Origin of the sequence: Pseudoalteromonas sp. NFXS39 (assembly GCF_040148775.1) — a bacterium.
GTDB classification, from domain to species: Bacteria; Pseudomonadota; Gammaproteobacteria; order Enterobacterales; family Alteromonadaceae; genus Pseudoalteromonas; species Pseudoalteromonas apostichopi.
On record NZ_JAGDEC010000001.1, the window covers coordinates 751,765 to 778,357 of the forward strand.

Annotated in this window: 27 protein-coding genes; 10 read left to right on the forward strand and 17 right to left on the reverse strand. The window is 41.2% G+C overall.

Going from position 1 to position 26,593, the window contains the following annotated elements; all coding sequences use genetic code 11:
- Positions 1–19: 19 nt before the first annotated feature.
- The 3 genes from J3455_RS03150 to J3455_RS03160 form a co-directional block, all read right to left on the reverse strand.
- The gene (locus J3455_RS03150) at positions 20–325 is read right to left on the reverse strand and encodes a hypothetical protein (RefSeq protein ID WP_130052889.1); all 306 of its coding nucleotides are present in this window, start codon (positions 323–325) and stop codon (positions 20–22) included.
- A gap of 147 nt (positions 326–472) precedes the next feature.
- The gene (locus J3455_RS03155) at positions 473–988 is read right to left on the reverse strand and encodes a TFIIB-type zinc ribbon-containing protein (RefSeq protein ID WP_256854031.1); all 516 of its coding nucleotides are present in this window, start codon (positions 986–988) and stop codon (positions 473–475) included.
- Positions 989–1,008: 20 nt separating this feature from the next.
- Complete coding sequence (locus tag J3455_RS03160; RefSeq protein ID WP_167657405.1) at positions 1,009–1,596, reverse strand: DUF4202 domain-containing protein; 588 nt, start codon at positions 1,594–1,596, stop codon at positions 1,009–1,011.
- 276 nt (positions 1,597–1,872) lie between these two features.
- On the opposite strand from J3455_RS03160, the gene J3455_RS03165 reads away from it, so the two are divergent.
- The gene (locus J3455_RS03165) at positions 1,873–4,281 is read left to right on the forward strand and encodes a bifunctional diguanylate cyclase/phosphodiesterase (RefSeq protein WP_349561043.1); all 2,409 of its coding nucleotides are present in this window, start codon (positions 1,873–1,875) and stop codon (positions 4,279–4,281) included.
- Here the strand turns inward: J3455_RS03165 and J3455_RS03170 are convergent.
- Complete coding sequence (locus tag J3455_RS03170) at positions 4,256–4,720, reverse strand: TlpA family protein disulfide reductase (protein ID WP_256854032.1); 465 nt, start codon at positions 4,718–4,720, stop codon at positions 4,256–4,258. The genes J3455_RS03165 and J3455_RS03170 overlap by 26 nt on opposite strands.
- Before the next feature lie 153 nt (positions 4,721–4,873).
- On the opposite strand from J3455_RS03170, the gene J3455_RS03175 reads away from it, so the two are divergent.
- Together J3455_RS03175 and J3455_RS03180 are read left to right on the forward strand one after the other, a co-directional pair.
- Positions 4,874–5,440 (forward strand): Tll0287-like domain-containing protein, encoded by a 567-nt coding sequence (locus J3455_RS03175; RefSeq protein ID WP_349561045.1) that lies wholly within the window; start codon positions 4,874–4,876, stop codon positions 5,438–5,440.
- Positions 5,441–5,515: 75 nt separating this feature from the next.
- The gene (locus J3455_RS03180; RefSeq protein ID WP_054553514.1) at positions 5,516–5,851 is read left to right on the forward strand and encodes a zinc ribbon domain-containing protein YjdM; all 336 of its coding nucleotides are present in this window, start codon (positions 5,516–5,518) and stop codon (positions 5,849–5,851) included.
- Between the two features lie 67 nt (positions 5,852–5,918).
- Here J3455_RS03180 and J3455_RS03185 read toward each other — a convergent pair whose 3' ends face one another.
- The 10 genes from J3455_RS03185 to J3455_RS03230 all read right to left on the reverse strand — a co-directional run bounded on the left by J3455_RS03185 (position 5,919) and on the right by J3455_RS03230 (position 14,889).
- Entirely contained in the window at positions 5,919–6,323 is a 405-nt protein-coding gene (locus J3455_RS03185; protein WP_256854034.1) for a hypothetical protein, read from the reverse strand.
- A gap of 40 nt (positions 6,324–6,363) precedes the next feature.
- The gene (locus tag J3455_RS03190; RefSeq protein WP_349561046.1) at positions 6,364–7,332 is read right to left on the reverse strand and encodes a hypothetical protein; all 969 of its coding nucleotides are present in this window, start codon (positions 7,330–7,332) and stop codon (positions 6,364–6,366) included.
- A gap of 111 nt (positions 7,333–7,443) precedes the next feature.
- Positions 7,444–8,484: a ribosome small subunit-dependent GTPase A gene (gene rsgA, locus J3455_RS03195; protein ID WP_349561047.1), complete on the reverse strand. Its 1,041-nt coding sequence runs from the start codon at positions 8,482–8,484 to the stop codon at positions 7,444–7,446.
- A gap of 5 nt (positions 8,485–8,489) precedes the next feature.
- A complete protein-coding gene (locus J3455_RS03200) occupies positions 8,490–9,029 on the reverse strand; it encodes a GNAT family N-acetyltransferase (RefSeq protein ID WP_349561048.1) in 540 nt (179 codons plus the stop codon).
- Entirely contained in the window at positions 9,026–10,207 is a 1,182-nt protein-coding gene (locus J3455_RS03205; protein ID WP_250662342.1) for a MerR family transcriptional regulator, read from the reverse strand. The genes J3455_RS03200 and J3455_RS03205 overlap by 4 nt, the downstream gene beginning before the upstream one ends.
- A gap of 144 nt (positions 10,208–10,351) precedes the next feature.
- A complete protein-coding gene (gene arsJ / locus J3455_RS03210; RefSeq protein ID WP_349561050.1) occupies positions 10,352–11,560 on the reverse strand; it encodes an organoarsenical effux MFS transporter ArsJ in 1,209 nt (402 codons plus the stop codon).
- Between the two features lie 5 nt (positions 11,561–11,565).
- Positions 11,566–12,576, reverse strand: coding sequence for an ArsJ-associated glyceraldehyde-3-phosphate dehydrogenase (locus J3455_RS03215; protein ID WP_256854038.1), 1,011 nt, complete (start codon positions 12,574–12,576; stop codon positions 11,566–11,568).
- Between the two features lie 2 nt (positions 12,577–12,578).
- Entirely contained in the window at positions 12,579–13,079 is a 501-nt protein-coding gene (locus tag J3455_RS03220; protein ID WP_130052900.1) for a phosphatase domain-containing putative toxin, read from the reverse strand.
- A 13-nt stretch (positions 13,080–13,092) separates the two neighbouring features.
- Positions 13,093–14,115 (reverse strand): ACR3 family arsenite efflux transporter, encoded by a 1,023-nt coding sequence (gene arsB, locus J3455_RS03225; protein WP_130052901.1) that lies wholly within the window; start codon positions 14,113–14,115, stop codon positions 13,093–13,095.
- 9 nt (positions 14,116–14,124) lie between these two features.
- The gene (locus J3455_RS03230; RefSeq protein WP_348708531.1) at positions 14,125–14,889 is read right to left on the reverse strand and encodes a metalloregulator ArsR/SmtB family transcription factor; all 765 of its coding nucleotides are present in this window, start codon (positions 14,887–14,889) and stop codon (positions 14,125–14,127) included.
- Positions 14,890–15,062: 173 nt separating this feature from the next.
- On the opposite strand from J3455_RS03230, the gene J3455_RS03235 reads away from it, so the two are divergent.
- Positions 15,063–16,193, forward strand: coding sequence for a PepSY-associated TM helix domain-containing protein (locus J3455_RS03235; RefSeq protein ID WP_348708530.1), 1,131 nt, complete (start codon positions 15,063–15,065; stop codon positions 16,191–16,193).
- A 35-nt stretch (positions 16,194–16,228) separates the two neighbouring features.
- Positions 16,229–16,447 (forward strand): hypothetical protein, encoded by a 219-nt coding sequence (locus J3455_RS03240; RefSeq protein ID WP_256854042.1) that lies wholly within the window; start codon positions 16,229–16,231, stop codon positions 16,445–16,447.
- On the opposite strand, the gene J3455_RS03245 is transcribed toward J3455_RS03240, so the two are convergent.
- Both J3455_RS03245 and J3455_RS03250 read right to left on the reverse strand, forming a co-directional pair.
- The gene (locus J3455_RS03245) at positions 16,433–17,569 is read right to left on the reverse strand and encodes a serine hydrolase domain-containing protein (protein WP_349561054.1); all 1,137 of its coding nucleotides are present in this window, start codon (positions 17,567–17,569) and stop codon (positions 16,433–16,435) included. The two genes, J3455_RS03240 and J3455_RS03245, sit on opposite strands and share 15 nt — an antisense overlap.
- Positions 17,570–17,698: 129 nt before the next feature.
- Complete coding sequence (locus tag J3455_RS03250) at positions 17,699–18,508, reverse strand: sulfite exporter TauE/SafE family protein (RefSeq protein ID WP_348708527.1); 810 nt, start codon at positions 18,506–18,508, stop codon at positions 17,699–17,701.
- Positions 18,509–18,888: 380 nt separating this feature from the next.
- On the opposite strand from J3455_RS03250, the gene J3455_RS03255 reads away from it, so the two are divergent.
- The 4 genes from J3455_RS03255 to J3455_RS03270 all read left to right on the forward strand — a co-directional run bounded on the left by J3455_RS03255 (position 18,889) and on the right by J3455_RS03270 (position 22,380).
- On the forward strand, positions 18,889–19,866 hold the full coding sequence (locus tag J3455_RS03255) for a DUF1852 domain-containing protein (protein WP_256854045.1): 978 nt from the start codon (positions 18,889–18,891) through the stop codon (positions 19,864–19,866).
- Positions 19,867–19,877: 11 nt separating this feature from the next.
- The gene (locus J3455_RS03260; RefSeq protein WP_349561055.1) at positions 19,878–20,915 is read left to right on the forward strand and encodes a methionine synthase; all 1,038 of its coding nucleotides are present in this window, start codon (positions 19,878–19,880) and stop codon (positions 20,913–20,915) included.
- Positions 20,916–21,287: 372 nt separating this feature from the next.
- Positions 21,288–21,623 carry a hypothetical protein gene (locus J3455_RS03265; RefSeq protein ID WP_130052908.1) on the forward strand — a complete coding sequence of 112 codons (336 nt, stop codon included), beginning with the start codon at positions 21,288–21,290 and terminating at the stop codon, positions 21,621–21,623.
- Positions 21,624–21,903: 280 nt separating this feature from the next.
- Positions 21,904–22,380, forward strand: a complete 477-nt coding sequence (locus J3455_RS03270; RefSeq protein WP_348708525.1) for a hypothetical protein — start codon at positions 21,904–21,906, stop codon at positions 22,378–22,380.
- Positions 22,381–22,383: 3 nt separating this feature from the next.
- Here J3455_RS03270 and J3455_RS03275 read toward each other — a convergent pair whose 3' ends face one another.
- Positions 22,384–23,589, reverse strand: a complete 1,206-nt coding sequence (locus J3455_RS03275; protein ID WP_349561057.1) for an anhydro-N-acetylmuramic acid kinase — start codon at positions 23,587–23,589, stop codon at positions 22,384–22,386.
- 259 nt (positions 23,590–23,848) lie between these two features.
- Between J3455_RS03275 and J3455_RS03280 the strand changes: the two genes are divergently transcribed.
- Positions 23,849–26,584, forward strand: coding sequence for a TonB-dependent receptor domain-containing protein (locus J3455_RS03280; protein ID WP_130052911.1), 2,736 nt, complete (start codon positions 23,849–23,851; stop codon positions 26,582–26,584).
- The last annotated feature ends 9 nt before the right edge of the window (positions 26,585–26,593 follow it).

Consider the following 26,593-nt stretch of genomic DNA (forward strand, 5'->3'; position numbering starts at 1 on the left):
AGTTGGTACAGGCTTCTTATTAAGCTAGTTTAAAAAATACGATTGCCGATACAAGCACCAACCCCACATAGGAAAGAAACAAAATCCCAGCTTGGCGATGTTTTCTTGCATTCGCTCGCACTGTTTCGTTTTCTGTGGAATTTAAAAGTGCTAAACCCTTTTTAGACACAAACACCATAGGTACTTTTAAAAATCGCGGTGCACCCAGTTGTTGCCACAGTTCAGGCTCTAAAGATTTAACCGATTGATAGTATTTATATTCAGCACTAGCAGCATAAAGCATTAACAGCGCCCACACTGAAACCAATATTATTGTTATTAGCATAGGTTACCTGTTCAATTTATTTAATTAGGTTTAAAGTTTATGTCATCGCCTATAAATCACAACTCTGTAAACAGTTTTAAATCGCGAGGTTTAGAAAGATAGACAGATCCGCGAATAAGTTCAGCTTCAGGTGTTTTATATAAGTTATCAGTCATTCAAAATCGATAAATACGCAAGTTCTGCTAGTTTTTCTAATGATGACGTTGCATTAGACTCAGGCTTTTCAGCATGTACTGAGTAACGCCTTTTGGGAATTTTAACTTGAATAAAACCCTGATTATTGGCCATATCAATACGCAGCATTTCACGCTCTTTTGGGGTTAAATGATTTTCATGGATCTTTTCAAGCTCGCCATGATCAAGCCAAATAGCCGCACAGTTTGGACATTCGTCTATTTCAACCACTTTTAAAGGCGTGAAAAAGCGTCGCATCATCACCACGTCAGGGCATTTAGGGCAATTAATTCGCTTTTCTAAATCAACCTGTTCTATTGGCAAGGTTTGTAAATGAGCCACCAGCACTTGCGCTGGCTTTAAACTCGGATCGCTAAAGTGAAATATTTGTCGGTTATCAAAAAATATCCCACCACTTTTTGATAAATACACGTTAACATCGCCAATGCTCACAGCTTCAAGGGCTGTTTTAGTACGCGGGCAGAACATAGTACATCCTTGTTTTACAATTAATTTAGCGCTTTTGTTATTAACGGCTTAAGCGGCTCAGGTAAGCTGATGTTACCAGCTAACACAAAGTCATGTGCTTCGTTTGACATCTTTTGCCAGGTTTTACGAATAATACCCAGCCATTTTTGCTCATCGTAATCAGGCTTACTACTTGCAAAATCCAGCATGTAATGTTCTATAAACACGAGACTTGCGATATCCTCAATCAGTTGGCTATCTGGGTTTCGTTTTATATTCTTTTTCGCTACTGCTGCGTATACACGCTCGCATTCTTCCGGTGAGTAACCCGCCTTTTTCATAAGGGCTGTTACACGCTCTGCATGAAAGTCATATAAAGCAGTGCGCCATTGATAATAACCTTGCTTACCCATAGGGAAGTCGCTGCGAGGAGAGCGCCAGCGTTCAATATGTTGCCCTCTAGCAGCAATGTGCATTAACTCATCAGCTAAAGGATTAAAACGATTAAGCATATCTGTCATACGCATCGCATAGAGTGACTCTTTTGCTAGCGCTTGTTCGTCTTGTGTAACACGATTTGGATCTGCAGCATTCGCTACATCTATAGCTTTAATAACGGCTTGGTACATAGCATTTATCTTAATATTGTTTGCAATCTATTGTATTTAGGTACAATTATTTTTCTAACATGCTAAAAATTCATCTTTAATTCCTAACACTTAGCTAGACAACCAGATAACCCTAAACTAGTATTTTTAAAGGTAAGTTTAATACTTAAATATCTACTTCATATAGAGATACTATTGCGCAATATTATATATTTTTCACCGTTATTTACTTCTTTTTTTCTTAGTTTCTGTTTGTTTTCGGTTATCACGTTTAAAGTGTTTTACGATAGACAAGAAATGCATGAAATAGAGAAAATTACAGCACTTAACAGTTACAGTCGCAACCTTGAAAAAGCACTCAATAGCGCATTCCTCGGCCCCTACCTTGTTCGTGCGGCAATGCGTGACTTTGCATACACTGAAACTGAATTCGAAACCCTAGCTACAGAGATATTAACTCATAGTGACGGCAGTCAAACCATCCAACTAGCACCAAAGGGTGTAATTCAATATACCTATCCACTTAATAGTCACGAGAGTGTAATTGGTGTCGATTTATTCAAAATACAAAGTATTCAAGACTCATTACAAAGAGCCATTAATACTAAAAAAATGCAAATCGATGGGCCAAAAGAGTTGGCTCAAGGTGGCCAAGGCTTAGTAGCAAGATTACCAATTTTTGATCAAAATGAGTTTTGGGGGTTTGCAATCGTGGTGCTGCGCTTTCCAGAGTTTATCGCAAATTTACCACCTGACTCGACTTCTCATCCTCACTTGTATGAAGTTTGGCAAAAAACAGCTGATAGTTACACCCCTCTTTTAAATAATCACCTTTTTCAACAAAACGATTGGACAACCTACAACCTCGATGTTGAAAATCAACAATGGGTTGTCGGCATTAAAGACGAGTTTGCTTATCGCACGCATGTTGAATTTTTAGTGTTATTACTCATTGCTCTGCTATTTTCATCGGTTAGTAGCTATTTAATTACCATTACTTACCGGTTACGAGAACATGAACAAAACCTAGAAAAGTTAGTACAAAAACAAACTTTAGAGCTCTCAGAGCAAGCGCTTGAGCTTAAACAAGCTCAATCACTTAGTGGTGTGGGTAGTTGGCACTTATCGCCTAATAAAAGCATTAGACAGTTATCAACACAAGCTGTGGCATTATTTCAAGAAGAAACCAAAGAACAATCAATTGATAATGTCTGTAAAAAAATCGATAGCTTTTATAAAAACACATTTTTAAATTTTATTCATACTAAGCCAAGCAGTCCGACCGAAATTGAGTACACAATTAAACTTAATGGTGAAAAACGCTGGTTTCATGAACACGCTGAATGGAACCCAAAAACCAACACCTTAGTTGGTACGATTGAAGACATAAGTGCAGAAAAACAACGTCAGCACGAACTATACCAGCAAGCACACTTTGACCCTGTCACTGGACTTGCTAACCGCCGTTACAGTGAAAAGTATATAGCAAGCATATGCCCAGAAAATCATTACTCTAGTGGCCTTACTTTATTGTGCGCCGAGATCAAAGGCTATCGTCAATTAGAAGATATTTACGGTCAAGATTACTTGAATGAACTACAAACGACCATTGCTAACCGGCTAATTGCATTTTCTGACTTGCTCCAAGCGTTTTGCGCGCATATAAAACCCGGCTGTTTTTTAATATTGCTAAAAGAGGCCATTTTTGACGACAAGCTCGCTGCCCTATTAGATAAATTTCAGCATCAGGTCGGAGGCATTATTGAAACCGCTGGCAGCGCTCATTTTTACCATTTATACATTGGCGTGGGCTATCCGCATTTACAAAACATCGATGCTGCTGAGCAAATAAATACTGCACTTATTGCGATGAATGAATGCCCCCGCACGCAAAAGCCATTCACAGTCTACAGCCAATCGCTCAAAGATAAGCTCATTGCACAAAGTAACCTTGAAAGTGATTTACGTCATGCCCTTGCGGCCAACGAACAGCTAAGCATGGTGTATCAACCGATTGTAAACACCTTAGATGGCACACTAATTGGCTGTGAAGCGCTTGTACGTTGGCATCACCCTGTTAGAGGCTTTGTGTCACCTATGGAGTTTATTGCCATTGCTGAGCAATCAGAGCTCATTAATTTATTGTCTCGCTGGATTGTTGCTAAAGTTGCTAAAGACTGCCATCGCATAGTTAATAACGACATTCATATTAAAGTGTCGATAAACCTGTCGCGTAAACAGTTTTCTGACGTGCACTTAGTTAAACGACTAAGTAAAGAAAAAGCCAAACTATTTCCTGCAAATCAAAAAATAAACCTTGAGATCACCGAATCAGCCCTATTTCAAAATACCCAGTACGCGATAAACCTTATGCATGAGCTTAAATTAGCGGGTTTTAATTTATCTCTCGATGACTTTGGAACGGGTTATTCATCACTGTCATCGATTCAGCAGTTTCCGCTGGATAACGTTAAGATTGATCGGGCTTTTATCTGTAACTGCGTAGATAACCCGAAAGATGGTTTATTTTTACAAACAATGAGTGATTTAGCCCATCAACTCGATTTAACGATTACCGCTGAAGGGGTCGAAAGCTCAGAGCAGTGGCAATTAGTGAGTGATAAAGGCATTGATTATATTCAAGGTTATTTAATATCAATGCCGTTATCTATTGATGATTTTATAGCGTTTGACCCGGTTGCGTAAGATCCACAGCCAAGCTCTGTTTTGGCTTTTCGATCATACGAGTAAGTTCTTTTTCGTCATCGCTCACAATAATGGTGGGTGTATACATTAAGTTGTGCTGCTTTGCTAAACCAGCGGGGTCAAGCTTATCGTAGCCAACAGCCACTAATTTAAGTGAGCCTAGTTGCACCTTTGCTGTATCAAGAAGTTTAAGAAAACGTGGTACTTCACGTTTAGAGTCATGACACCAGGTTCCTAAAAACACCAATACTTGCTTACCATGCAGCGCCTTAATAGTGCTTTGCTCTTCTTCACTCGGTGTGTATTCATTATATTCTTCACTAAAGGCTGGGTAGTCTTTGAGTAAGTCTTCAACACTTATCTCTCCGCTGTGTGGAGCGGTACCTGCAAATGTGAGAGCTGAAAATAACAGAGCAGCGATATAAATTAGTTTTTTCATTTTTTGTTCTCAAAATATTTTTCTCACCATAACCAATTTAGCAGCAACACTCCAGTAGGCTTTGTGCTATGAATAGTTATTTTTGCAGGTTACATTGGCATGTAAAGTAAAAACGAACTACTATATTAGATATATCTAATATAAGGTTTTATTATGCTTGCTTTAAGAACATTAATCCTCTTCACCGCGTTACTATCGCCTACTCTTTACGCCGAAACAAAATCAGCTAACCTAGAAACTCAAGCAGCTGAGCGAGCAGCTGAGTTTGCCACCACCCTTAAATCAGCATTAGCAGATGCAATCAAACAAGGTGGGTTAGTCGAAGGGATTAATGTGTGTAAAATGCAGGCTCCAGCCATTGCCGAAAGCCTATCAACAGATGGCTGGACTGTAGCGCGTAAAAGTACTAAAAACCGTAATCCAGACAATAAACCGGATGACTGGGAAGCTGAAAAAATCGCCCAGCTACTCGATATGGTCAGAAACACTGAAAGCATCGATAATGTGACTTTCTCAACCAGTAAAGAAGGCCAATTCCGCTTTGCTAAAGCGATAAAAATCGCGCCAGTTTGCCTAAATTGTCATGGCCAAACGATAGCACCAGAGGTGAAGCAAGTGCTTAGCGAACATTACCCAAATGATTTAGCCACAGGCTATCGGCTTGGTGATTTAAGAGGGATATTCTCCATTACCAAAACGCTCGAAACGCCTGAGCCATAAAATATAAGCCTTATGCTCGCTTAGTTTGCTCTTAGCCATTAAAATACGCTTTTATAATTAACCATGGTGCCATTTATGTCTTTTCCACCTTGCCCACAATGTAACTCTGAATACGTGTATGAAGATCAAAACAATTTAGTATGCCCAGAATGCGCTCATGAGTGGGATCCTAATGCGGTTGATACTGATGATGTGATCAATGTAAAAGATGCTAACGGCACTTTATTAGCTGATGGCGACAAAGTGACCGTTGCGAAAGATTTAAAAATTAAAGGCAGCTCACAAGTGATTAAAATTGGTACCAAAGCCGTTATCCGCCGCGTGTTAGATAAAAAAGACCACGAGTTAGACTGTAAAGTTGATGGCGTAGGTGAAATGATGGTAACCGCTAAGTTTGTAAAAAAAGCCTGATAGCATCATCAAAATTGTTATATATTGCTGCGAATAATTACGCAGCAATCTCAATAAGCTAATTTTATTAATAGCCAAACTTTTCAACAACAATCCCTGTTACTTCACAATGTTCGCAGCTCAACTCCCAACCAGCAGCCCAAGTGGTTGCACTAAGATTTCCCGCGCAAAGAGGGCAAACTTCGCCAGCAAAGGTGCTAGGTGTAATCTCTTTAGCTTGCTTTGAAAACGGTCTTAAAAACCAAAGAATATTATCATCGATACTAATTGTCAGATCATGACGGAGCGTCTCACAATAAGCATTAAACACCGCTTGTTTGTACTGCTTTTCGTGCTCAGCAGATTGACTGGCATAAACATTTAACGCATTCTCAATGTCTTTTAGACGCTCGGGCCATTCTTGTGCGTCTATATTCGCTTTGCAATCTATCAGATCATCAAGTGTGTAACTTGCATAGTTTGGTTCAATCATACTTGCCATCCTTGCTTTGGGTTATTAATTCTTTGGGTACTCAGTGCTTTGGATATAATGTACCATTTAGCTTTATTTGCAAAAGCCATTGATCAAACAAATTGTTCGCGATACTCAGCTCTTCATCTGAAAGTGTCGGGTATTGTCTTTGCTCAAACCACGCATAACGATTATACACATCGTTATTTTGCGTGATTTCCATAATGAGTCGATTCATAGCGTAGGCTTTTGCTGCACTATGCTCACCAACTTGTTCGCTGTAATACATGCTCGCTAAACTCATCAGCGCTTGTTCACTGCCCTGCTTCGCTGCTTGCTCTAAAAATACGGTTTTACGCTCTTTAAAACTATCGCGATTATTGATGAACTCTGCACGTGACAACTTCTCAGGAAATTGCGACTTCATGTAAAATTCGGGAGTTAACCCTGCAAACGTTTGCTGCGCATAAGCCGAGCCATTTTCTGCAGCCTCTGCCAAATAACTGTAAAAAGAACACCGCGTTGCTAAATCTAACCCTTGGCAATACTCATATTTTTCTAAAGCACGGTTTTGCGTATCACCAGCATCGCTAAACTCATAGCTTTCGGCTAATGTTGCTTCAAGGGCCTGTTCATCTAACGGCGCATTAAAACAATACTTAAGATTTTGTGCGATGAGGTAGTTAGCCTCCACATCACCTTGCTCAGCGCGTTGCTTTAGCTCTGTAAAATGGTCAATTAACACACCATCAAAACGCCATTTCGGTGCATTTTTGATAATAAGTTCACGGCTGTCATTAACTTCACTCCCTTGCTCAACAGATTCATCAGCTAACAAACTCGTGGCAGGCTTTGTTGCAGGTATGCTTACTTGTGCCTCAATGTGCTGCGTAGCTTTTGTATCATTTGATGACTCTGAATTGGTTACAAAGATCGCAGCTTCTCGTGGAAAAAATATATAAATAACGAACAACAATACCACAATTAAAAATGGCTTTATTCCTTGCCTAACAAAAGCATGCCCAGACATAACAACCTACTTATCATTTTTGTTGCTAAGTAAGTTACAAGAAAACAGTGATGAAAGCGAAACTTAACTGCGGTTTCGCTTCGTTTGCATTAAACAAGAGCAAACTAGCGGTCACTCTTGAGTCTTTTTAATTGACCTATTTTGCTTTTGAACAGTATTAACCATTTTTGAAAACGCGCGCTGTTTGGCGCGCTTTTCAGCCATGGTGGTATTGTTGTGCTCATTTTCAGCTAACAACTTACGGTAATTTTCTAAGCGTCTTGTTGATAATGAGCCCATTTCAATTGCTTTAATAACAGCGCAGCCCGGCTCTGTTTGGTGTTGGCAATCTTTAAATCGACAGCTACTTGCGAGTAACTCAACATCTTCAAATGCACGTTCAATACCTTGCTTTGAATCACTTAATTGCAATTCTCGCATACCCGGTGTGTCCATCAATAACACACCATTAGTCAACCTTTTAATCGATCTAAAAGTTGTTGTATGTCGGCCTTTGCTATCTTGTTCACGAATACCCGCTGTTTTTAATTCATCAGAGCCAAGTAGTGCATTAACAATGGTCGACTTGCCCACTCCAGATGAGCCCATAAATGCGAGCGTTTGCCCCTTTCGACAATAAGGTGTAAGTAAGTCACAGCCCTCTTCTTTTAACGCATTAATAGCAATAACACTCAAAAGAGAGTCGAGGTTTTGTACTTGCTGGCAGTACTTTTCAACGTCTGGGCAAGTATCAGCTTTAGTTAACACCACCACAGGCTCTATTTGGGCATTTTTAACCAAGGCTAAATATCGCTCTATCCTATTTAGGCTAAAGTCATCATTAAGCGATGTAACTATAAACACGGTATCAATATTCGCCGCGATTAATTGAAACTCATGTTTAGAGCCTGCTGCCTTGCGCTTAATGATTGAAGCTCTTTCTAGTACCCGTAAAATACGCGAATCATCAAATACCACCCAATCACCTACACAAATTTGTTCAAGACTCGGTGTTAAAGCAAACCGCATCGTGCCTTGCTCGCCAAGCAATACAACCTCTGTTTTGTGATGCTCAACAACACGCCCTAAATGGCCGTTTTCTAGCTCATCTAAACTCAACTGTTGTTGAAAGAAAGGTCGCATGCCTAATTCTATCAGTGATGGTGTTTGCATAGTGTTTACCAAAGCTGTGGATTATCGAGTGGTTTTAGGCAACTTGGCTTACCAGTAATTGGCAAAATTTCGTCATCTAAAACCGGTTTAGCAAGCCAACCTTTTGGGTAAGATAAGTTATGAGGTGCTTGAATCACTTCTTCACTCACAACGGAAAACCCGACTTTTCCATAAAAGTTGATATCACCATAGGTCATCACTAGGCTGACATTCTGTTCAGCTAACTTATTAAAGCCAAATTGGATCAGCTTTTGTCCTATGCCTTGTCCCTGACAATCCGTTGCCACTGCAACAGGGGAGAGTAAAAACACCTCTTTAGCGTGCGCAAACTTTAAACGCGACAGCACAATAGCGCCCACGATACGTTGCTCATCTGTCGCGACAAACACATATAAATCAGTTGATGGATATGGCTCAGCTAAAAAGTCAGTGACTAAACGGGCAACTTGCTCGCCTTCTTGTTTTGACTCTGATGCACTAAATGTTGCCAAGTAAAGCGCAATAATGCCGCTTTTTTGGCTCTGTTCGTAAATTGAAAAATTCACTTACACTCCTTAAGTTTTAAAATAAAATAGTGATAAGTAAAGTTTTGCCCAGTTTCATTTTCGTAAAGGGCAATTTCTGCTTGTATGTCTTTTACAGCTTGAGACTCACTTATCGATGACGCTAACTCCGCAAGGCGCGCCTTGAGTGGTTGCCAATAGTTTTGCCATGCTTGCTGATCCAGCGAAAACTGCTCTATAAGCTCATAACCAAGCTCATCAAATAAGGCTACGCGGCTGTCGATTGACTGCATATCTGGGTAATTCGCTTGCCAGTACTCTTTAACCGCCATTTCAGGCTGGCTGTTAAGCCAAACTAAATCACTGACCACAATCACCCCATTACTGCGAAGAAACGGTTTCCAGCTTGATAGTGCACTTTGCATCCCCATGACATACACGCACCCCTCAGCCCAAATAACATCGAATGATTTCGCTTTAAAAGGCAGTGCAGTCATCGATGCGCACGTCAAAGATACACGCTCAGCCAATTGCTCTTTGTGCAGTCGCTCCTGTAAATAAGCAAGTGCTGATGACTCATTATCTAAAGCCGCGATCTTGGCATCAGTTTGCTTGGCTATTAATAATGTTGATGAGCCTTTACCACAGCCAATTTCTAAAATTTGTTTGGCATTAATAGGAACAGTAGCAATGGCTTTTAATGTGGCTTCTTCGCTACCAGGCCCCCATCGCTCTAATGGCTCAAGCACAGTCATGAAATCGTGCATGTAGCTTTCATGGTCACTCATATCTTTTGATAACCAACGAAGCCGCAATGCCTCTTTTTCTGTGTATCCTTGCTTTAACAACCAATTTAAATGCGCACTTGGCGCACGCTTATTCAGCTCATCATGTAAGTCTTTTTGAGAGCGTTTGCCAAGCAAACTCAGTAATAAATCTTTGGCTTGTAACTTAGCGGTAATTTCATCTTCAAGTTGCGCTAAGCGCTGTTGCAAAATAGCTTTATCTAGCTCTACATCTAAACAGCTCTGACATTCTTTTAAGGTTAACCCCGCGCTTTGTAACTGCTGGATCAAAACCAAGCGTTGTAAATCAGCCTCGCTGTAATAGCGATAACCATTTGCAAGCCTGCGCCCCTGAATGATTTTTAGCTTCTCGTAATACAACACAGCCGTGCGCGACAAACCAAGTTTTGCTGCTAACTCTGAAATTAAATACATGATGAAATAGGCCTATAAGGCTTTTGAATACAATAAGTATGAAGTGTAAAGCTGTAGACAGGTCAAATATTTTTGCAAAATAATTTAAGAAAATAAGGTAAGCAATAAAGCATGCTTACCTTTATAGGGCGTGTTTAGATTTAACTAAATTTGTTTTGGTAATTTAGTCGAAATAAGGGCGGTAATAACAATAAATAACAGTGAGATAGCCAAACAGGCTGCTAAGCCATAAAGCTGAAACACTAAGCCCGACAACACAGTACCAATTAAGCGACCCATGGCATTGGCCATATAGTAAAACCCGACATCAAGTGATACGCCATCGGCATCAGCCATGCTAACAATTAAGTAGCTGTGCAAAGATGAGTTAATCGCGAAGACCACGCCGAACAACATCAGTCCGCCTATCAGCATTGGTTTTACAGCCCAGCCAAAGCCAACAGCAAGGGCAATGGCTAAGGTGACTAAAGCAAGCAGTGATGCCCACTTAACTGTTTCTGCACTTGGTGATGTTTGCTTATTAAGCTTAATGATTTTGGGAGCAAAAGATTGCACAGCCCCATAGCCAATGACCCAACTCGCTAAGAAGGCACCCACAGTCCAGTGGTCCCAATCAAAGGCTTGTGATAAAAACACCGGAAGTGCAACTACAAACCAAACATCACGCGCACCGAACAAGAACAACCTCGCGGCCGACAAGATATTGATTGAACTGCTTTTTGAAAATATCTCGTTAAACTTAGGTTTGTTTTTGGCTTTACCTAAATCATTTTTAAGTGCATAAAGACTAAAACACCACACCACCAGCAAAGTGGCTGCCATCGCGAGCATTGCACCTTTAAACGACATTAATGTCAGTAGTAAGCCACCTAAAAAGAAGCCCACACCTTTTAAGGCATTTTTAGAGCCCGTAAGTATCGCTACCCATTTAAACAAGGTGCCTTCTTGGCCACTGGCAACCAGCATTTTAATTGAGCTTTTAGCACTCATTTTATTGAGATCTTTTGCAATGCCCGACAGCGCTTGCGCCAGCATCACATAGGCTACACTTAGCCATTCAGGGGGGACTGCCAACATGAACAAGGCTGCAACCTGTATGGCAAGGCCAATGTTCATGGTTTTGTTTAAGCCAAGCCTTGCGCCTAAATAGCCACCTACTAAGTTAGTAACAACACCAAAAATCTCATAAAACAAAAACAGCATGGCAATACTCAAAGGCGAGTAGCCAAGCGCATGAAAATGCAGTACCACCAACATTCTCAATGCGCCATCTGTAAGCGTAAATGCCCAGTAATTCCCAGTGACAATTAAGTACTGCTTTATATCAGCGGGAAGGTTAGCCAAACGCGTCATTCATTTTAACCTTTCAGTGATAACGCAACTTTACGGGCAAGTTCGGCGGTACGGTTTGCATAACCCCATTCGTTATCGTACCAAACATACAGCTTAACTTGTGTCTCGTTCACAACCATGGTTGATAATGCATCCACAATGCTTGAGCGTGGATCAGTTTTGTAATCAATAGAAACAAGTGGCTTTTCTTCATAGCCTAAAATGCCTTTTAGCTCACCCTCTGCGGCTTCTTGCATCCATTGGTTAATTTGCTCAGCCGTGGTCGGCTTCTCGACTTCAAACACACAGTCAGTGATTGATGCATTCGCTAAAGGCACACGAACCGCATGGCCGTTTAATTTGCCTTTAAGTTCAGGGAAAATATGTGTAATCGCCGTTGCAGAGCCAGTTGTAGTTGGGATTAAGCTCATGCCACATGCGCGAGCACGGCGTAAATCTTTATGCGGTGCATCTAAGATAGTTTGCGTATTGGTGATATCGTGAATAGTGGTCATTGAACCATGTTTGATACCAATTTTTTCTTGCAATACTTTAACTACTGGCGCTAAACAGTTGGTAGTGCATGATGCGGCAGTAACAATATTGTGTTGCTCTACATCGTATAAATCATCGTTTACACCCATCACAACGTTCAGCACACCGTCTTCTTTTACAGGAGCAGTGACAACAACTTTCTTCACACCTTGTTCAAGGTAGGCTTGCAGCAACTCGGTTTTTTTCATCACGCCAGAGGCTTCAATTACGATATCGCAACCAGACCAATCAGTATCTGCAATCGCTCTATTTTGCGTAACGTTAATTTTGTGGCCATCAATGATCACCGCATTATCGTTACTTTCAACCTCATGCGGCCAAATACCGTGTACCGAATCATATTTTAGTAAGTGAGCCAATGTCGCTGCATCTCCCGCAGGGTCATTAATTTGCACAAACTCAACGTCGTCCCATGCAAACGCTGCTCTTAGCGATAAACGACCCATGCGGCCAAAACCATTAATGCCTACTTTAATTGCCATTGTTAAGCTCCTACTTTTTGAAAATTGTCGAAAAATGAACGTTGTATAGGGTTATGCAACGATTTGGGGCGAATAGCCTGCACTTGATTAATTATGTCGTTTTTAGCATAGCCAAGCTCATGCATTAATAAACCAATAACTAAACCTGTACGGCCTGAGCCGCCTTTACAATGCACAGCCACGCTGCCACCATTTTTTATAATGGCAAGAATCTCGTCTAGGTGCTTGGTAAATGCGTGATTAAACGCCTCCTTAGGAGCGTCATCATCAACAATTGGTAACTGAAACCAGCAAAGCCCCATTTTCTCACATTCGCTTGCAAGCTTTTGTGCACCATTTTTAATAAGCTCTTCATCGTACATCAGAGTAATAATTGCTTTTGCACCCGCCGCTTTTAAATCAGCCACAGACTGTGATAAGCCAACGCCTTTTGTGCCAGGGCAAGGGGTAAAAATAAATGCCCCAGTTTCTAGCTGTAAAATATCAAATGGATGTGAGTGCATTATGATTCCCCAATTACTCTTTAAACCAATGTGTTGTTTTATTAACGATTGCAACCAACGACAACATCACAGGTACTTCGACCAACACCCCAACAACGGTTGCTAATGCTGCTCCCGAGTGCAAACCAAATAATGAAATAGCCACTGCGACAGCTAACTCAAAAAAGTTAGAAGTACCAATTAAACATGCTGGACCTGCAATATTGTGCTTAAGCTTAAGTTTTAGAGCGATAAAATAGCCGATCACAAAAATACCGTAAGTTTGCAAAACAAGCGGGATGGCAATCAGTACAATGTTCAGCGGTTGGGCTAATATGGTGTTTGCCTGAAACCCAAACAGCAAGACCACTGTGGCCAATAAGCCAACAACTGAGTACGGTTTAATTTTCTCTAAAAATGACTGCACAGCAGCTTCATTTTGTGCTGAATTATTGAGAGCTTTTCGTGTTAATACACCAGCTATTAGTGGCAACAACACATACAAAACAACCGAGATCATCAATGTGAACCAAGGCACATGAATATCAGACACCCCAAGTAATAAACCTGCGATGGGCGCAAACGCAAAAATCATGATGATGTCGTTCACAGACACTTGAACTAGTGTGTAATTTGCATCGCCTTTAGTCAGCTGTGACCATACAAACACCATAGCCGTACAAGGTGCGACACCGAGTAAAATCATCCCTGCGATATATTCTTGCGCCGTTTCAGGGCTAACGAAATCAGCAAATAACCCTTCAAAAAATAACCAACCTAATGCGGCCATTGAAAAGGGTTTGATTAGCCAATTAATGATTAAAGTGAGAATCAGCCCTTTAGGGTTTTTACCTACTTCTTTAATCGTTGAAAAGTCAACTTGCACCATCATTGGATAAATCATTACCCAAATAAATAGCGCAACAACTATGTTTACATGCGCGATTTCTATTTTGGCTATGAGTTCAAATAAAGGCGGAAATACAACGCCAAGCCCCACACCTATAGCAATTGCGCTAGCAACCCATACAGATAAATATCGTTCAAAAACACCCATTTTCAGTCCTTAATTACAGCAACGAGCAACACGAGTTGGGCGATCATCACCCATCGCATTTAGTCTTGCTAGCTCGTTTTCAATGAAATTCGGCTCGTTTACAACTGTCGAGGTAATTATTTGTTTCATCCACAAAGGCAGTGTCGGGTTTAAAGAGTAAAACACCCACTGTTGGTGTTTTCTATCCGACAAAATGCCCTGTTTTTTAAGTTGCGCTAAATGCCTTGAGACCTTTGGCTGACTATGCTCGTTAAGAGCCGTCATTAGTTCGCATACACAAACTTCTTGCTCAACCGCAATAAGTAATAAACTTTTTAGGCGAATATCATCAGCAAGCGCTTTATAAAATAAAGTTGGCGAAATTGATGTGATTTTTTCTTTGCCATGGGATTGAACGAACTGTTTGATTCGCTCATTTAGTTCTTGCAAAGTTTTTTCAAATGCGTGTGGTTCTGGGCGCGTTTTAGGGTCGACAAAATCCCATGCAAGACATTGGCTACCATTTACTCGATTGGCACACTCTTTCGCCGCTTGGTCGCACAATGTAATTACATAATCAAAATGCATGTTAGCCACATCGTTTAAGTGCTTTGAGTGTAAGTCATCTGTTTTAAGGCCAAAATGATCAATCGCAGCAAGAGTGCGAGGGTCTACCGCAAATGGTTCTGTGCCAGCACTAAACACCTCAAAATCACCTTTTCCGTGATGTTTGAGTAACGCTTCGGCCATAATTGACCGCGCTGAGTTTTCTGTACATAAAAAGAGAACTTCCATGACCACTCCATAACAATTTCTTTATATAATAATTTTATTATATTGTTAAAGCAAACCTTATCTGATCTTTTTATGATCAACTGTGACATTTTGCCGCATTGCTCAGCTCAACCAATTTATGAAATAATATTCATTGGCGTGTTGAATAAAGCCAGTAATTAAAGAGGTCTGCAATGCTAAACTGGCGAAAATTACACCGCCGTATTCATAAATGGCTTGGCCTGAGCCTTGGCTTATTGTTTTGTGTTATCGCACTATCAGGTTCGTTATTAGTATTTTACGATGAACTTGATCAAGGCTTAAACATCTCTTCGACTAAGTTGCAAAACAACGCTTCTGCTAACTTTAATAACGCACTGGATACCCTACGCAAACAATATCCTGATAAACAAGGTAGTTGGCGCTTTGAAGTTACCCCAAATGCAAAGTTAATTCCTGCTCGGTATTACAATCCTCCTGAAACAGAACATCTCGAATTTGCTCCGATGATGGTATGGCTTTCAAGTGATGGCAATTTAATTCTACGCCGCGATTATTGGGGTCAATATTTAATGACCTGGCTCTATAACCTGCATTTCACCTTACTACTAGGTCAAACTGGAACTTGGCTTTTAGGTTACGTGGGGTTAGCTATTTTATATTTGTTAGTTAGTGGCTTATTTGCATGGTGGCCTAAGCAGGGACAGTGGCAAAAACAACTTAAGTTTAAAAAGCGTTCATCTCGTATTGGGATGCTTTACGATTGGCACAAATTAATAGGGTTAACTTTTTTAGCGCCATTAGTCATTCTAACAGTGACAGGGATTATGCTAGCACTCCCTAAAGAGTCAGCTGCAATTTTAACAAAAATAACAGGGCCAATAGATACTGTGGAAACTCCTGTAAACCACTATGGTGTTCTGGCAGATAACCCCCCTATTCAACCCAATGCAGCATTGAATTTAGCGCTTGAGGTTTTACCTAATTCTCGAGGAGCATGGATAGAAACACCCGCAATGAAGGATAACCCGTTTTATTATCGAATTAGAGTGCAAACAAAAGAAGACCCATCGCAACGCTTTCCACATAGCTATGTTTATATAGACGCCAATAGTGGTGAAGTTTTAAAAGTGTTTGCTTACCAAGAGCAAGGCAACAGCAACACAGTTTTAAATTGGCTTCATCCTATACATGATGGCAGTTTTCTTAATTTAAGTGGGCGTATTACATGGTTATTCAGTGGCTTGGCTGCTTTTGCTCTATTTCTATTAGGCTCTATGAGATGGCTATCCCGCAACCAATACAAATCTAAGCCACGAGATTAAATTAGGCTCTTAGTTTGGCGCGCTTGGCAAGAATGATGGCGCGATCTGAGAGTGATTTTAAACGTAAGCAGCAAGATGTTATCAGCGAACAAAGCCTTACTGATAAGGTGTCGAGGGTTATGTTTAAAACCTTATCGCAAGAGCAAATTAGCATTGAGCATATTGCCTCAGACCTAGCACTAAGCAAACGTTCACTACAACGAAAACTAACAGCTGAGGCATTAACTAGCTTTATAAGACTATTTTGTCTGTAGGATGAGATAGTCACTCATCACTTTTTCAAGCTGGCCGTAGTCTTTTTGCTGAGTAACCGCGCCTGCTACCACTACCTCCGATGTTGGCTCATACATCACTAAAGTGCCCCAAAAGCCTCCATGTTGATAAACTAGCGTGCCGTTATATTCTTTTGCAAATATACCTAAACGATAAGGGCTATCTGCAGGTAAACCTTTATCTGAGAGCATTAGTTCAAGTGTTTCTGGGTGTTTGAAGACCTTACCTGAAAATAAAGCATGATAAAATTTAGCCATACCGATTGGGCTGGCAACAAGCCCACCGCCACCATATAAATCGACAGTTGGGCTCCAATTAAAGGTGTCGGTGCCATGCAAGTATTGATGCACGCGTCGAGACTCATCCACAGCAACCGTATCACCCTGTTCCCAGATCACATTTTCGATATGATTTTTATCGAAACTTAAGTATTGTCGAACCGCTTCAGGTAGCGGTAAATCTGTCACTCTCTCAATAATATGGCCGAGTAACACATAACCGGTATCTGAATATGAGAAACGCTCACCAGGTTTACTAACTGGGTCACCCCACTCTACACACCTTTTAATTTGCTCGCGCATCGTAATATCTTGCTGCGGATTTGCCATTATGCCAGCTAAATACTGATCGCTTTGGGCATGATCGTATAACCCTGCCGTATGACTCAGTACTTGTTTTAGCGTCATTTTATCTAGGGCATAGCCATCGCTTTCAAGAAGCGTAAAAAAGTCGTCAGAAAGTAATTTATCGAGCGTTGTATCAAGGTTTAATTTACCTTCTTCATGCAAACGAAGCACCGTTGCTGCAGTGAAGGTTTTGGTCACACTGGCAATTCTAAATAAACTATTTGGGTTAATAACTTGCGGCGCATTTTCTTTACTTTGCTTTGCCGTTGAAAAAGCATGTCCATCATCAACAATCACATGAAGTGCAAAACCAGTAAGGGGTGTTTTCTTATTTGCACTGAGAATTTGCCCCATTAAAGCATGGTGAGTCTCGAGAGGTTTTGTTGGCTCAGCAGTCACTGGCAAAATCATTAGTGATAGAGCAACAAATAAAGAGCTTAGCGTTTTTTTACTTGCTAAAGTGCACCGACGATCCATAGCATATTCCTTAAAAAAGAGTCCTTAAATAGCGCCTACAGCTTCCGAAAAAAGGCAGTTAAGCAGCCTAAAAACTGCTTAACTGACATTAACAAACGACTTTCGTCTTGTCGAATTAATACGTTAACACTATTTAGCTAGCATATTCACAGCCATAATAACCAGCAGCCCTGCAAAGATTTTCTTGATAGTAGAGACAGGTAAATGATGCGTTGCTTTTGCACCTAATGGCGCGGTAAACCACGAAGTACAAACAATCCCAAACAAGGCTGGCAAATAAACAAAACCAGCAAAGCCCTCTTTTAATGTAAAGTACTGACTGCCCGAGCTGATGTAACCCACTGAGCCAAATAACGCAATGACAATACCGCACACCGAAGCACAGCCAATGGCTTTTTTCATATCGATCGAGAAAAACGTCAGTAACGGCACAAGTACCGCACCACCGCCAATGCCAATCATGGCAGAAAGCCCCCCTGTGATGGTTGTATAAAGTGTTAAAAGGCTTTTATTAGGTAGCGAGCGTGTTGTTTGGCTGTCGTTTTTACTGCTGAAAATCATTTTTAATGCAATAAGCACCACACTCACAGCAAACACTATTCGCACCACATTTGCGGGTAATAGCGAAGCCAAAAAGCCACTGATAAGGGCGCCTAGTGCAACCCCAGTCATCACCCACGGAGCCAATTGCCAAGGCACATTGCCATTTTTATGGTGAGCGATAGCTGATGACGTTGAAGTAAAAAGAATTGAGGCGAGCGATGTAGCAATCGCCACCAGCACCACTTGCTTTGCAGGTAACACCTGAAAGTGCAGCAAGATCATGCTTAATATAGGCACAATTACTAGGCCTCCACCTATTCCTAATAGCCCAGCTAAAAAGCCCACCCCGCTACCAAGTATGGCGCAAGCGATAATAAGCACGATTAATTCACTCATTGTATTTGTCTGTGTTGTTGGTTTAGGGAGACGAGTATATCAACAATAAAGTACGAGGTTGTTCTCAAAAGTAGGGTTAAGTAGTGAATATTACTCACGTTTTATATGAAATTACTGCAACTCGAACAAACCAATTTAGAAATCTAGACGTCCAAAGTGACTTTAAAGTATTTTTTCACTATCCCTTCCTAAATGTTTTACTAAAACAGCAAATATTTATGAATCTGCCTCATGTTTTACCTGAAATAAAAACGTTTTTCTTCATGGTGATGACCACGTATAAATTTATTAGCGCTGCAGAGCAACCTAAGGTTAATGACCTAGCGATTTAAGGAAGGTGAGCAGCAATCATTTATCTCAGGACTTTTGGATACATTGCCATGAACAACGATTTCAGATTTACAATTAAAAGCATTTGCCTCGACGAAAATTATCATCCGTCAAACAGCACTCGGCTTACAACAAACTTTGCAAACCTAGCTCGAGGTGAAAGTCGCAAACAAAATTTACGTAATGCATTAAAAATGATTGATAGCCGCTTTAATGCGCTAGCAAACTGGGATAACCCCCAAGGCAACCGCTACTCAGTTGAGCTTGAGATCATCTCTGTTGATTTAGAAATTGCACAAAGCACAGAGGCATTCCCTTCAATTGAAGTATTGAAAACTAATATCATTGATCACCAAACTAATGAACGCATCGAAGGTATTGTTGGTAATAACTTCTCATCTTACGTGCGTGATTATGATTTTAGCGTACTGCTGCTAGATCATAACAAAGAGAAAAGCGAATTTAGCATTCCCGAAAACTTTGGTGACTTACACGGTAAACTCTTTAAATACTTTATTGACTCAGAGACTTACAAGCAGAACTTTAAAAAACCACCGGTTATTTGTTTAAGCGTATCTGATAACAAAACGTACCATCGTACAGAAAACCAACACCCAATTTTAGGTGCTGAGTACCAACCAAATGAGTCGTCATTAACCGAGCAATACTTTAAAAAAATGGGCTTGCAGGTGCGCTATTTTATGCCACCAAACACAGTTGCTCCGCTGGCGTTTTATTTCTTTGGTGACTTGCTGAACGATTACACCAACTTAGAGTTGATCAGCACGATTAGCACTATGGAAACATTCCAGAAAATCTACCGTCCAGAAATTTATAACGCCAATGCCGTGGCGGGTAGTTGCTATCAACCAAATTTAAAAAACGCCGATCACTCTATCACGCAAATTGTTTATGACCGTAAAGAGCGCAGCCAATTGGCGATTGCACAAGGTAAATTTACTGAGCAACACTTTATTAAGCCTTATCAATCTGTACTTGATAAATGGTCTGCCAACTACGCGATTTAAAGAGAGTAAAAATGAAAAAGTTATTACCAACATCGACAGCAGGCAGTTTACCAAAACCAGCTTGGCTCGCTGAACCTGAAACCTTATGGTCGCCTTGGAAATTGCAAGGCGCAGAACTTATCGACGGCAAACAAGACGCGCTGCGTGTTGCCTTGCAAGAGCAACAACAAGCTGGCGTTGATATCGTGAGCGACGGCGAGCAAACACGCCAGCATTTTGTGACGACCTTTATAGAACACTTAAATGGCGTTGATTTTGAGAACCGTAAAACAGTGACTATTCGTAACCGTTACGAAGCAAGTGTTCCGAGTGTGATTGGCCCAGTATCACGCAGCAAATCAGTGTTTGTGGAAGACGCCAAGTTTTTACGTTCGCTGACCAAGCAACCAATAAAGTGGGCGCTGCCAGGGCCTATGACCATGATCGACACCTTGTATGACGCCCACTATCAAAGCCGTGAACAACTAGCGTGGGAGTTTGCCAAAATTCTCAACCAAGAGGCGAAAGAGCTCGAAGCTGCGGGTGTTGATATTATTCAATTTGATGAGCCTGCGTTTAATGTGTTCTTTGATGAAGTTAATGACTGGGGCATTAAGTGCCTAGAAAGAGCAATCGAAGGCTTAAAGTGCGAAACCGCCGTACACATTTGCTACGGCTATGGTATTAAAGCAAACACTGATTGGAAACAAACACTGGGGAGTGAATGGCGTCAATACGAAGAAGTATTCCCAAAACTTCAAAAGTCGAATATTGATATCATTTCGTTGGAGTGCCACAACTCACGCGTCCCCATTGAGCTATTAGCGCTGATACGTGGCAAAAAAGTGATGGTGGGTGCCATTGATGTAGCAAGCAATGAAATTGAAACCCCTGAAGAGGTTGCGCAAACATTACGCGAAGCCCTTAAATATGTTGATGCAGACAAGCTTTATCCATGCACAAACTGCGGTATGGCCCCCCTCCCTCGCCAAATAGCAAACGCCAAACTCAATGCATTGAATAAAGGCGCAGAGATAGTCAGGCGGGAGGTTTTAGAGGCTAAGGGCTAGGAGCTAGGAGCTAGGAGCTAGGAGCTAGGATTAGTTAGCGAGTTACTAGGGGAAAGGGGAAAGTTACGAGGAGCGAGATGCGCTTCTACCTCGCCTCTCGTTTCTCGTTTCTCGTTTCTCGTAAAAATTTATCAATGACGCGGCATAAAGCCGCTGCTACAACGTAGGCGTGAAACTTGTTTCGCGCGCCTTAAAACCGCCCCCTATAGATAAATCTCTACCGACTAACCCCCTACATCCTCACCCAATACTTTTAAACTAACCCACTCAGAAAGGATTAATCTAAAAGAACCAAAATTGAGTTGGCTATTTAACTATTTTTTGCTAAATTTTAGTTGTACCCAATGGATGGGCTAAAATTGAGGGATTAATATGAACGAATTTGATATTTTCATCAGAAATATTGTCTTAGATTGTATTCGTGAGCAAGGAACTTGTAGCAACCTTTGCGAAGAAGATGATCAATTAACTTTCTATGTTGACATTGAAAATCACGATAATGTGATAGCTCGCAAGCAATTTAAGGTCACTTATCCAATTAGCTACTCTATTAAGTCAGCTCTCATACATGAAATTGATTTACTTAGATATTTAGATTCAGGTGAAATCAGAACACCGTTTACGACCGACATTGTCGAAGTTCTTAAATCTGAGTTACAAGCGTTTATGTTTAGCAACAAACCCCGTGGCGAATACCATATTTGCTAATCACGAGTTATAGCCTGATAAAAGCGATTTATCAGGCTTATAAAGCCTAAATGGTCGATAATTACATGCTTTTGAAAGAGCCTCTTTTCGCAATAACGACTAATAAACGCAATTTCATTATCAAATATGTTGAGACTTATATCCGACCAAAACGAATTAGCCATTCAACTTTTCTCTGTTTTTGAAATAAATAATCCGTAATATGACAATAGTCATAATTCTGTAATTTAACTGATCAATAATTGACGCTAATTTAATCAGCTAACGTAATGAAGAAGTAATGGACAGTGCCTTGGTGCAACTTTCGTTTGCACTCCCCTCTAGTGAAGATCCTTTATGTGCTGCACTTGCGCATACTATGGAATATGAACAATTGCATTTTGCGGCTAATGAGCAAAAGCGGGTTGTATTTTGTTGTGTGCTGCCAGATGATGCCCATGAAAGTGATGTGATCTCAATCAGTGCAACACGCCCTGATGCCCGTGAGTCAGCGTATTTTACTGCGCACACTTTAACGCAACACGATCTAGAACAGCACGTTATTATGCTTACCTTAGAAAACGTTACTCACAGTGGTGAATTTGTATTGCAATTAATGCTACACGGTATGCATGCAACACTTAAAGACAGCGCCCAGTTTGATGTCAGCATTGCAGCGAGCACGTCACCAGAGCTGTTAACTTCTGAGCAAGCTAAAAACCATGGCTTACGCCATTACATCAGTCATATTGGCGCAAGCTTTTTAGCCTTTTTCTAGGCTCTAATCAGCAAAGCTAATTTTACCCATGGTAATATCGGGGATCCCTTGCTTGGTATTACCAAAGCGTTGTTGTCCACCCGACAAACATTCGTTAGCTAAAATAGCAAATAACACAGCCTCTTTTGCATCTGGATTTATACCCAACGAATCAGTGTTATTGATTACTGTAAGTTCTGGGCAATGATCCAAAATAACTTGCATTAATAATGGATTATGAACCCCACCACCACTGGCGTATACAGCCACATCAGTTAAGCCTTCACTGCATTGGTTAATTGCTTTGGCAATCATGACTCCTGAAAACTGCACTAAAGTTGCCATAACATCAAAGTGCGATAACGCTTGCGTATTTGAACGTGCTTGTGCCGCTGCTAAATAGTCTAGATTAAACACTTCTGGGCCTGTGGTTTTTGGAAACCCTAAACCAAAAAATGCATCAGCACACAGCGCAGTGAGTAAAGCTTCATTTACCGTGCCCTTAGTTGCAATAGCGGCATCTTTATCATAATGAAGTGGTGCAAAGTAACGCTGTACATAGGCATCCATAATGGTATTGCCTGGGCCAATATCAGAGCTAAAAACCGCTCGTGCATCAGCAGATTTTGGTAAGTAGGTTAAGTTGGCAATGCCGCCCATGTTTAACAATATGCGGTTTTCACTAGTACTTGTGAAGTACAAATAATCACCATATACAGCAAGCGGCGCACCTTCACCACCCGCTGCTATGTGTTTTTGTCTAAAATCACCTATGGTGGTAATGCCTGCAGTCACGGCTAAATGATCGCTATCACCAATTTGTAAAGTTGCATTGCCATATTCTTGTCGCTTGTGTTGGTTTTTAGGGCAGTGATAAATAGTTTGTCCGTGGCTGGCAATCACATCAACAAGTTCTTTTGCTACTCCCCAGCTGGCTAACGTTTTGGCAACCATTTCACCATGTAATTGGCCAATCCAAGGGTTGAGTAAGACGACTTCTTCAAGATCACACTCGCGCTTGGCGAATACGCGTTTTACACGCATTTTATAATCATCGTCGTAGTCAACCGTAGTAAACTTTAATACTTCTACACGAGTGTCCATACCCTGCCCTGATACTTCACACAGCGCAATATCAAGACCATCTAACGAGGTACCACTCATTAGACCAATTATTAATTTTTTTTCTTTCTTAGCGCTTAAATACAGTTTTTCAATATGTTGATGCATAAATAAATCACTTAAAATCAGCTTATTAGATGTAAATAAGCGGGTTGATGATGTGGAATAGTTTATATTTTAAAATAATAGATTTAAAGAATAATTATTGCAAAGACTTTTAAATTGCTTTAAAACTGTACCGGTGAGCTCCCCAAAAGGAGAACACAGAAGCATCATAACAAAAAGTATGACTCATTAAATTAACTAAATGGTCTAGGTCACACACCAACCTGCGTTGATTTAAATGATAAAACGCAAGGGAATCATCATGAAAGCAAATACATCTACAGGGCATCGCTCACTATTGCTGCTCTCACCTTTAGCTCTCGCTGTAAGTTCAGTAATAAGTTATGCCCACGCAGAAGAAGCCACAGAGGCGAAAAAACCTGAAGTGATCACAGTTACAGGTTCACGTATTCAACGTACCGAGCTGGTCTCAAGTAGCCCAGTGGTTAGCGTTGATGAAGCACAAATTCATCTAGACCGTGCTGTAAACGTTGAAGATATTACAGCAAAATTGCCACAAGCTGCAGCAGGTGCAAACAGCACAGGTGCCACAGTCGGTGACTCATTTGGCTCATCAACCATAGATTTACGCGGTCTTGGCCAAAACCGTACATTGGTACTTATTGACGGCACTCGCGCCGTACCGTTTAGTTTTCGTAATTCGGTTGACGTAAATACTATTCCTGCCGGGTTAATTAAACGCGTTGATGTCTTAACAGGTGGTGCAGCAGCGGTTTATGGTGCTGATGCCGTAGCCGGTGTTGTTAACTTTGTTCTAGACGATGATTTTACTGGCGCCGAGTTCTCAACTAGCTATGAAAGTGCCGACGGCGGTAACGAAAAGCTTAACTTCGAGGCTATTTTTGGCGGTGATATCGCCGATGGCCGTGGTCATGTAACAGGCTACATTGGCTATACCGAACGAAAAGAGCTATTAGCCGGTGAGCGTGACTATGCACTTGAAAACTCAACGGCGATGATAAACAGCGGTGGTTATTATACTGACGTTGCATCTGGCAACAGTATCGGTATTGCAGATTCAGGTGCTGTAACAAGTGAGCGCCCAACAGCTGATTTCACTCCTGATCGTTATTTAACTCAACCGATGGACCGTTTTTCTGCGGGTTTATTATTCGACGTTGATGTCAGCGACAGTGCCATTGCCTATGGTCGCGCAATGTACTCTAAAGTTACCGTTAATGGTGCTGGCGCAAGTGGCCAAACCCCAATTTTTGTTAACGAGCAAGTAACCCTAACCCAAGACAATGCATATATTCCTGATGAATTACGTGATCAACTAACGTTTGACAGTGAAGGTAATGCCCTTGTTAATGTTGAGCGCAACTTAGGCTTAGGTGTACAACACACCGAAGCTGTGCGTGATTCAATGCAATTTCAGCTGGGTCTAAAAGGCGATATTACTGACTACCTATACTATGACATATATGGTCAGTACGGAAAAACTGACGAAGTAGCAACCATTTACAATAACGCTTACCGTAATGATAACAGTGGTAATAGCCGCTTTGCTGCCCTTGCAAACTCTGTAGATATTTTTGATCCCAACCACGACTTCAGTGGCTTTAGTGATCCGCTGCTTTATACCACCCGCGACCGTACACAAAGTGTGATCTCAGCCACGTTATCTGGTGATTCTGGTTTCTTATTTGAGTTACCTGCTGGTGCTATCGACTTTGCAGTCGGTTATGAATACCGTAAAGAAACCGGTAAACAAACACCGGGCGATGCATTCAGAAATGGTACTAGCTTTGCTTCTATTAGCGCATTTGATATGGATGCAAGTTTTAGCTCAGAAGAGTTCTACGCTGAGGTATTGGTGCCAATTTTGGTTGATCAACCATTTGCCGAAGAGCTTAGCTTTGAAGGTGCATACCGTATTTCTGATTACTCAAATACCGAAGCTGAAGATACTTACAAGTTAGGGATCAACTGGGCGATTAACAGTGACATTCGCATTCGAGCAAACCGCTTAACCGCATTTAGAGCGCCGAACTTAGGTGAGTTTGCCAGCCCAATTACAGCTCTTTCGTTATCGTTATTCGATCAAAACAGCGATCAATTTGTACCACGATTAGCAGGGCGTTATAACGGCGATCCATGTTTACTAGGTACCGGAGATGCAACCCAGTGTGCTGCGTTTGGTGCACCACCTGTTGGCACTGAGTTTGATTCAAGCACGGCAGAATATACCTATGGTGGTAACCCGAATATTAAACCTGAGCAAGCCGAATCAGACACCTTGGGTATTGTTTATACACCTAGCTATTTAGAAGGCTTTGATTTATCACTCGATTACTACAGTATTCGCGTAACAGATGCAGTAAGCCAAATTCAGCCTGGTGCTGCACTACAGAGCTGTTATGTTGACGATCCAAATCCGAATAACCCATTGTGTGGTGCGGTACTTCGTGATCCAAACACTGGTTTTATTAGCACAGCCATCGTTAATGACTTTAACTTAGCTGCAATCGAACAAGAAGGTATCGATGTTGCAGCAAATTATGTGATTGATGCACCAGAGCAAATGGGTGGTCGCTTTAGATTCTCTTACCAAGGTAACTTTGTTACTAAACAAACACGCCAAAACAACAGCACTGTAGCCGAAGTAGACTGTAAAGGAACCTATGGCAGCGCCTGTTCAGGTGACTTTGCGAGTATCTTACAAGCCGACTATAAACACCGCGCAAGCATTGACTGGCAGTTAGATAACATGAACTTCCAACTAGGCTGGCGCAGAATCGGTGAAGTAGAGTATGCTGTCGACCGTTCAGAAACAATCTCGGCACAAAATTACTTAGATTTTGCCGCTGCATGGCAAGTTAATGAGGAACTTGCTGTTAACTTTGGTGTCGATAACTTATTAGACCGTGAACCGCCAACACCTGAGGTAGGCGCAAACCACTTTAACACCGTGAGTGATTATAGTGTGATTGGCCGCTCAGTGGGTGTTTCTCTGAGATATGCTCCAAGTTTTTAATTAATCCTA

Excerpts from the sequence above, each read along its gene's own strand:
- J3455_RS03185 (WP_256854034.1), bottom strand. The coding sequence starts at position 6,323 with ATGATTGAACCAAACTATGCAAGTTACACACTTGATGATCTGATAGAT.
- J3455_RS03265 (WP_130052908.1), top strand. The coding sequence starts at position 21,288 with ATGAACGAATTTGATATTTTCATCAGAAATATTGTCTTAGATTGTATT.
- J3455_RS03190 (WP_349561046.1), bottom strand. The coding sequence starts at position 7,332 with ATGTCTGGGCATGCTTTTGTTAGGCAAGGAATAAAGCCATTTTTAATT.
- J3455_RS03275 (WP_349561057.1), bottom strand. The coding sequence starts at position 23,589 with ATGCATCAACATATTGAAAAACTGTATTTAAGCGCTAAGAAAGAAAAA.
- J3455_RS03240 (WP_256854042.1), top strand. The coding sequence starts at position 16,229 with ATGGCGCGATCTGAGAGTGATTTTAAACGTAAGCAGCAAGATGTTATC.
- J3455_RS03150 (WP_130052889.1), bottom strand. The coding sequence starts at position 325 with ATGCTAATAACAATAATATTGGTTTCAGTGTGGGCGCTGTTAATGCTT.
- rsgA (WP_349561047.1), bottom strand. The coding sequence starts at position 8,484 with ATGCAAACACCATCACTGATAGAATTAGGCATGCGACCTTTCTTTCAA.
- J3455_RS03270 (WP_348708525.1), top strand. The coding sequence starts at position 21,904 with ATGGACAGTGCCTTGGTGCAACTTTCGTTTGCACTCCCCTCTAGTGAA.
- J3455_RS03220 (WP_130052900.1), bottom strand. The coding sequence starts at position 13,079 with ATGCACTCACATCCATTTGATATTTTACAGCTAGAAACTGGGGCATTT.
- J3455_RS03205 (WP_250662342.1), bottom strand. The coding sequence starts at position 10,207 with ATGTATTTAATTTCAGAGTTAGCAGCAAAACTTGGTTTGTCGCGCACG.
- J3455_RS03245 (WP_349561054.1), bottom strand. The coding sequence starts at position 17,569 with ATGGATCGTCGGTGCACTTTAGCAAGTAAAAAAACGCTAAGCTCTTTA.
- J3455_RS03280 (WP_130052911.1), top strand. The coding sequence starts at position 23,849 with ATGAAAGCAAATACATCTACAGGGCATCGCTCACTATTGCTGCTCTCA.
- J3455_RS03175 (WP_349561045.1), top strand. The coding sequence starts at position 4,874 with ATGCTTGCTTTAAGAACATTAATCCTCTTCACCGCGTTACTATCGCCT.
- J3455_RS03235 (WP_348708530.1), top strand. The coding sequence starts at position 15,063 with ATGCTAAACTGGCGAAAATTACACCGCCGTATTCATAAATGGCTTGGC.
- J3455_RS03160 (WP_167657405.1), bottom strand. The coding sequence starts at position 1,596 with ATGTACCAAGCCGTTATTAAAGCTATAGATGTAGCGAATGCTGCAGAT.
- J3455_RS03180 (WP_054553514.1), top strand. The coding sequence starts at position 5,516 with ATGTCTTTTCCACCTTGCCCACAATGTAACTCTGAATACGTGTATGAA.
- arsB (WP_130052901.1), bottom strand. The coding sequence starts at position 14,115 with ATGGGTGTTTTTGAACGATATTTATCTGTATGGGTTGCTAGCGCAATT.
- J3455_RS03155 (WP_256854031.1), bottom strand. The coding sequence starts at position 988 with ATGTTCTGCCCGCGTACTAAAACAGCCCTTGAAGCTGTGAGCATTGGC.
- J3455_RS03165 (WP_349561043.1), top strand. The coding sequence starts at position 1,873 with ATGCATGAAATAGAGAAAATTACAGCACTTAACAGTTACAGTCGCAAC.
- arsJ (WP_349561050.1), bottom strand. The coding sequence starts at position 11,560 with ATGACGCGTTTGGCTAACCTTCCCGCTGATATAAAGCAGTACTTAATT.
- J3455_RS03255 (WP_256854045.1), top strand. The coding sequence starts at position 18,889 with ATGAACAACGATTTCAGATTTACAATTAAAAGCATTTGCCTCGACGAA.
- J3455_RS03230 (WP_348708531.1), bottom strand. The coding sequence starts at position 14,889 with ATGGAAGTTCTCTTTTTATGTACAGAAAACTCAGCGCGGTCAATTATG.
- J3455_RS03215 (WP_256854038.1), bottom strand. The coding sequence starts at position 12,576 with ATGGCAATTAAAGTAGGCATTAATGGTTTTGGCCGCATGGGTCGTTTA.
- J3455_RS03250 (WP_348708527.1), bottom strand. The coding sequence starts at position 18,508 with ATGAGTGAATTAATCGTGCTTATTATCGCTTGCGCCATACTTGGTAGC.
- J3455_RS03170 (WP_256854032.1), bottom strand. The coding sequence starts at position 4,720 with ATGAAAAAACTAATTTATATCGCTGCTCTGTTATTTTCAGCTCTCACA.
- J3455_RS03260 (WP_349561055.1), top strand. The coding sequence starts at position 19,878 with ATGAAAAAGTTATTACCAACATCGACAGCAGGCAGTTTACCAAAACCA.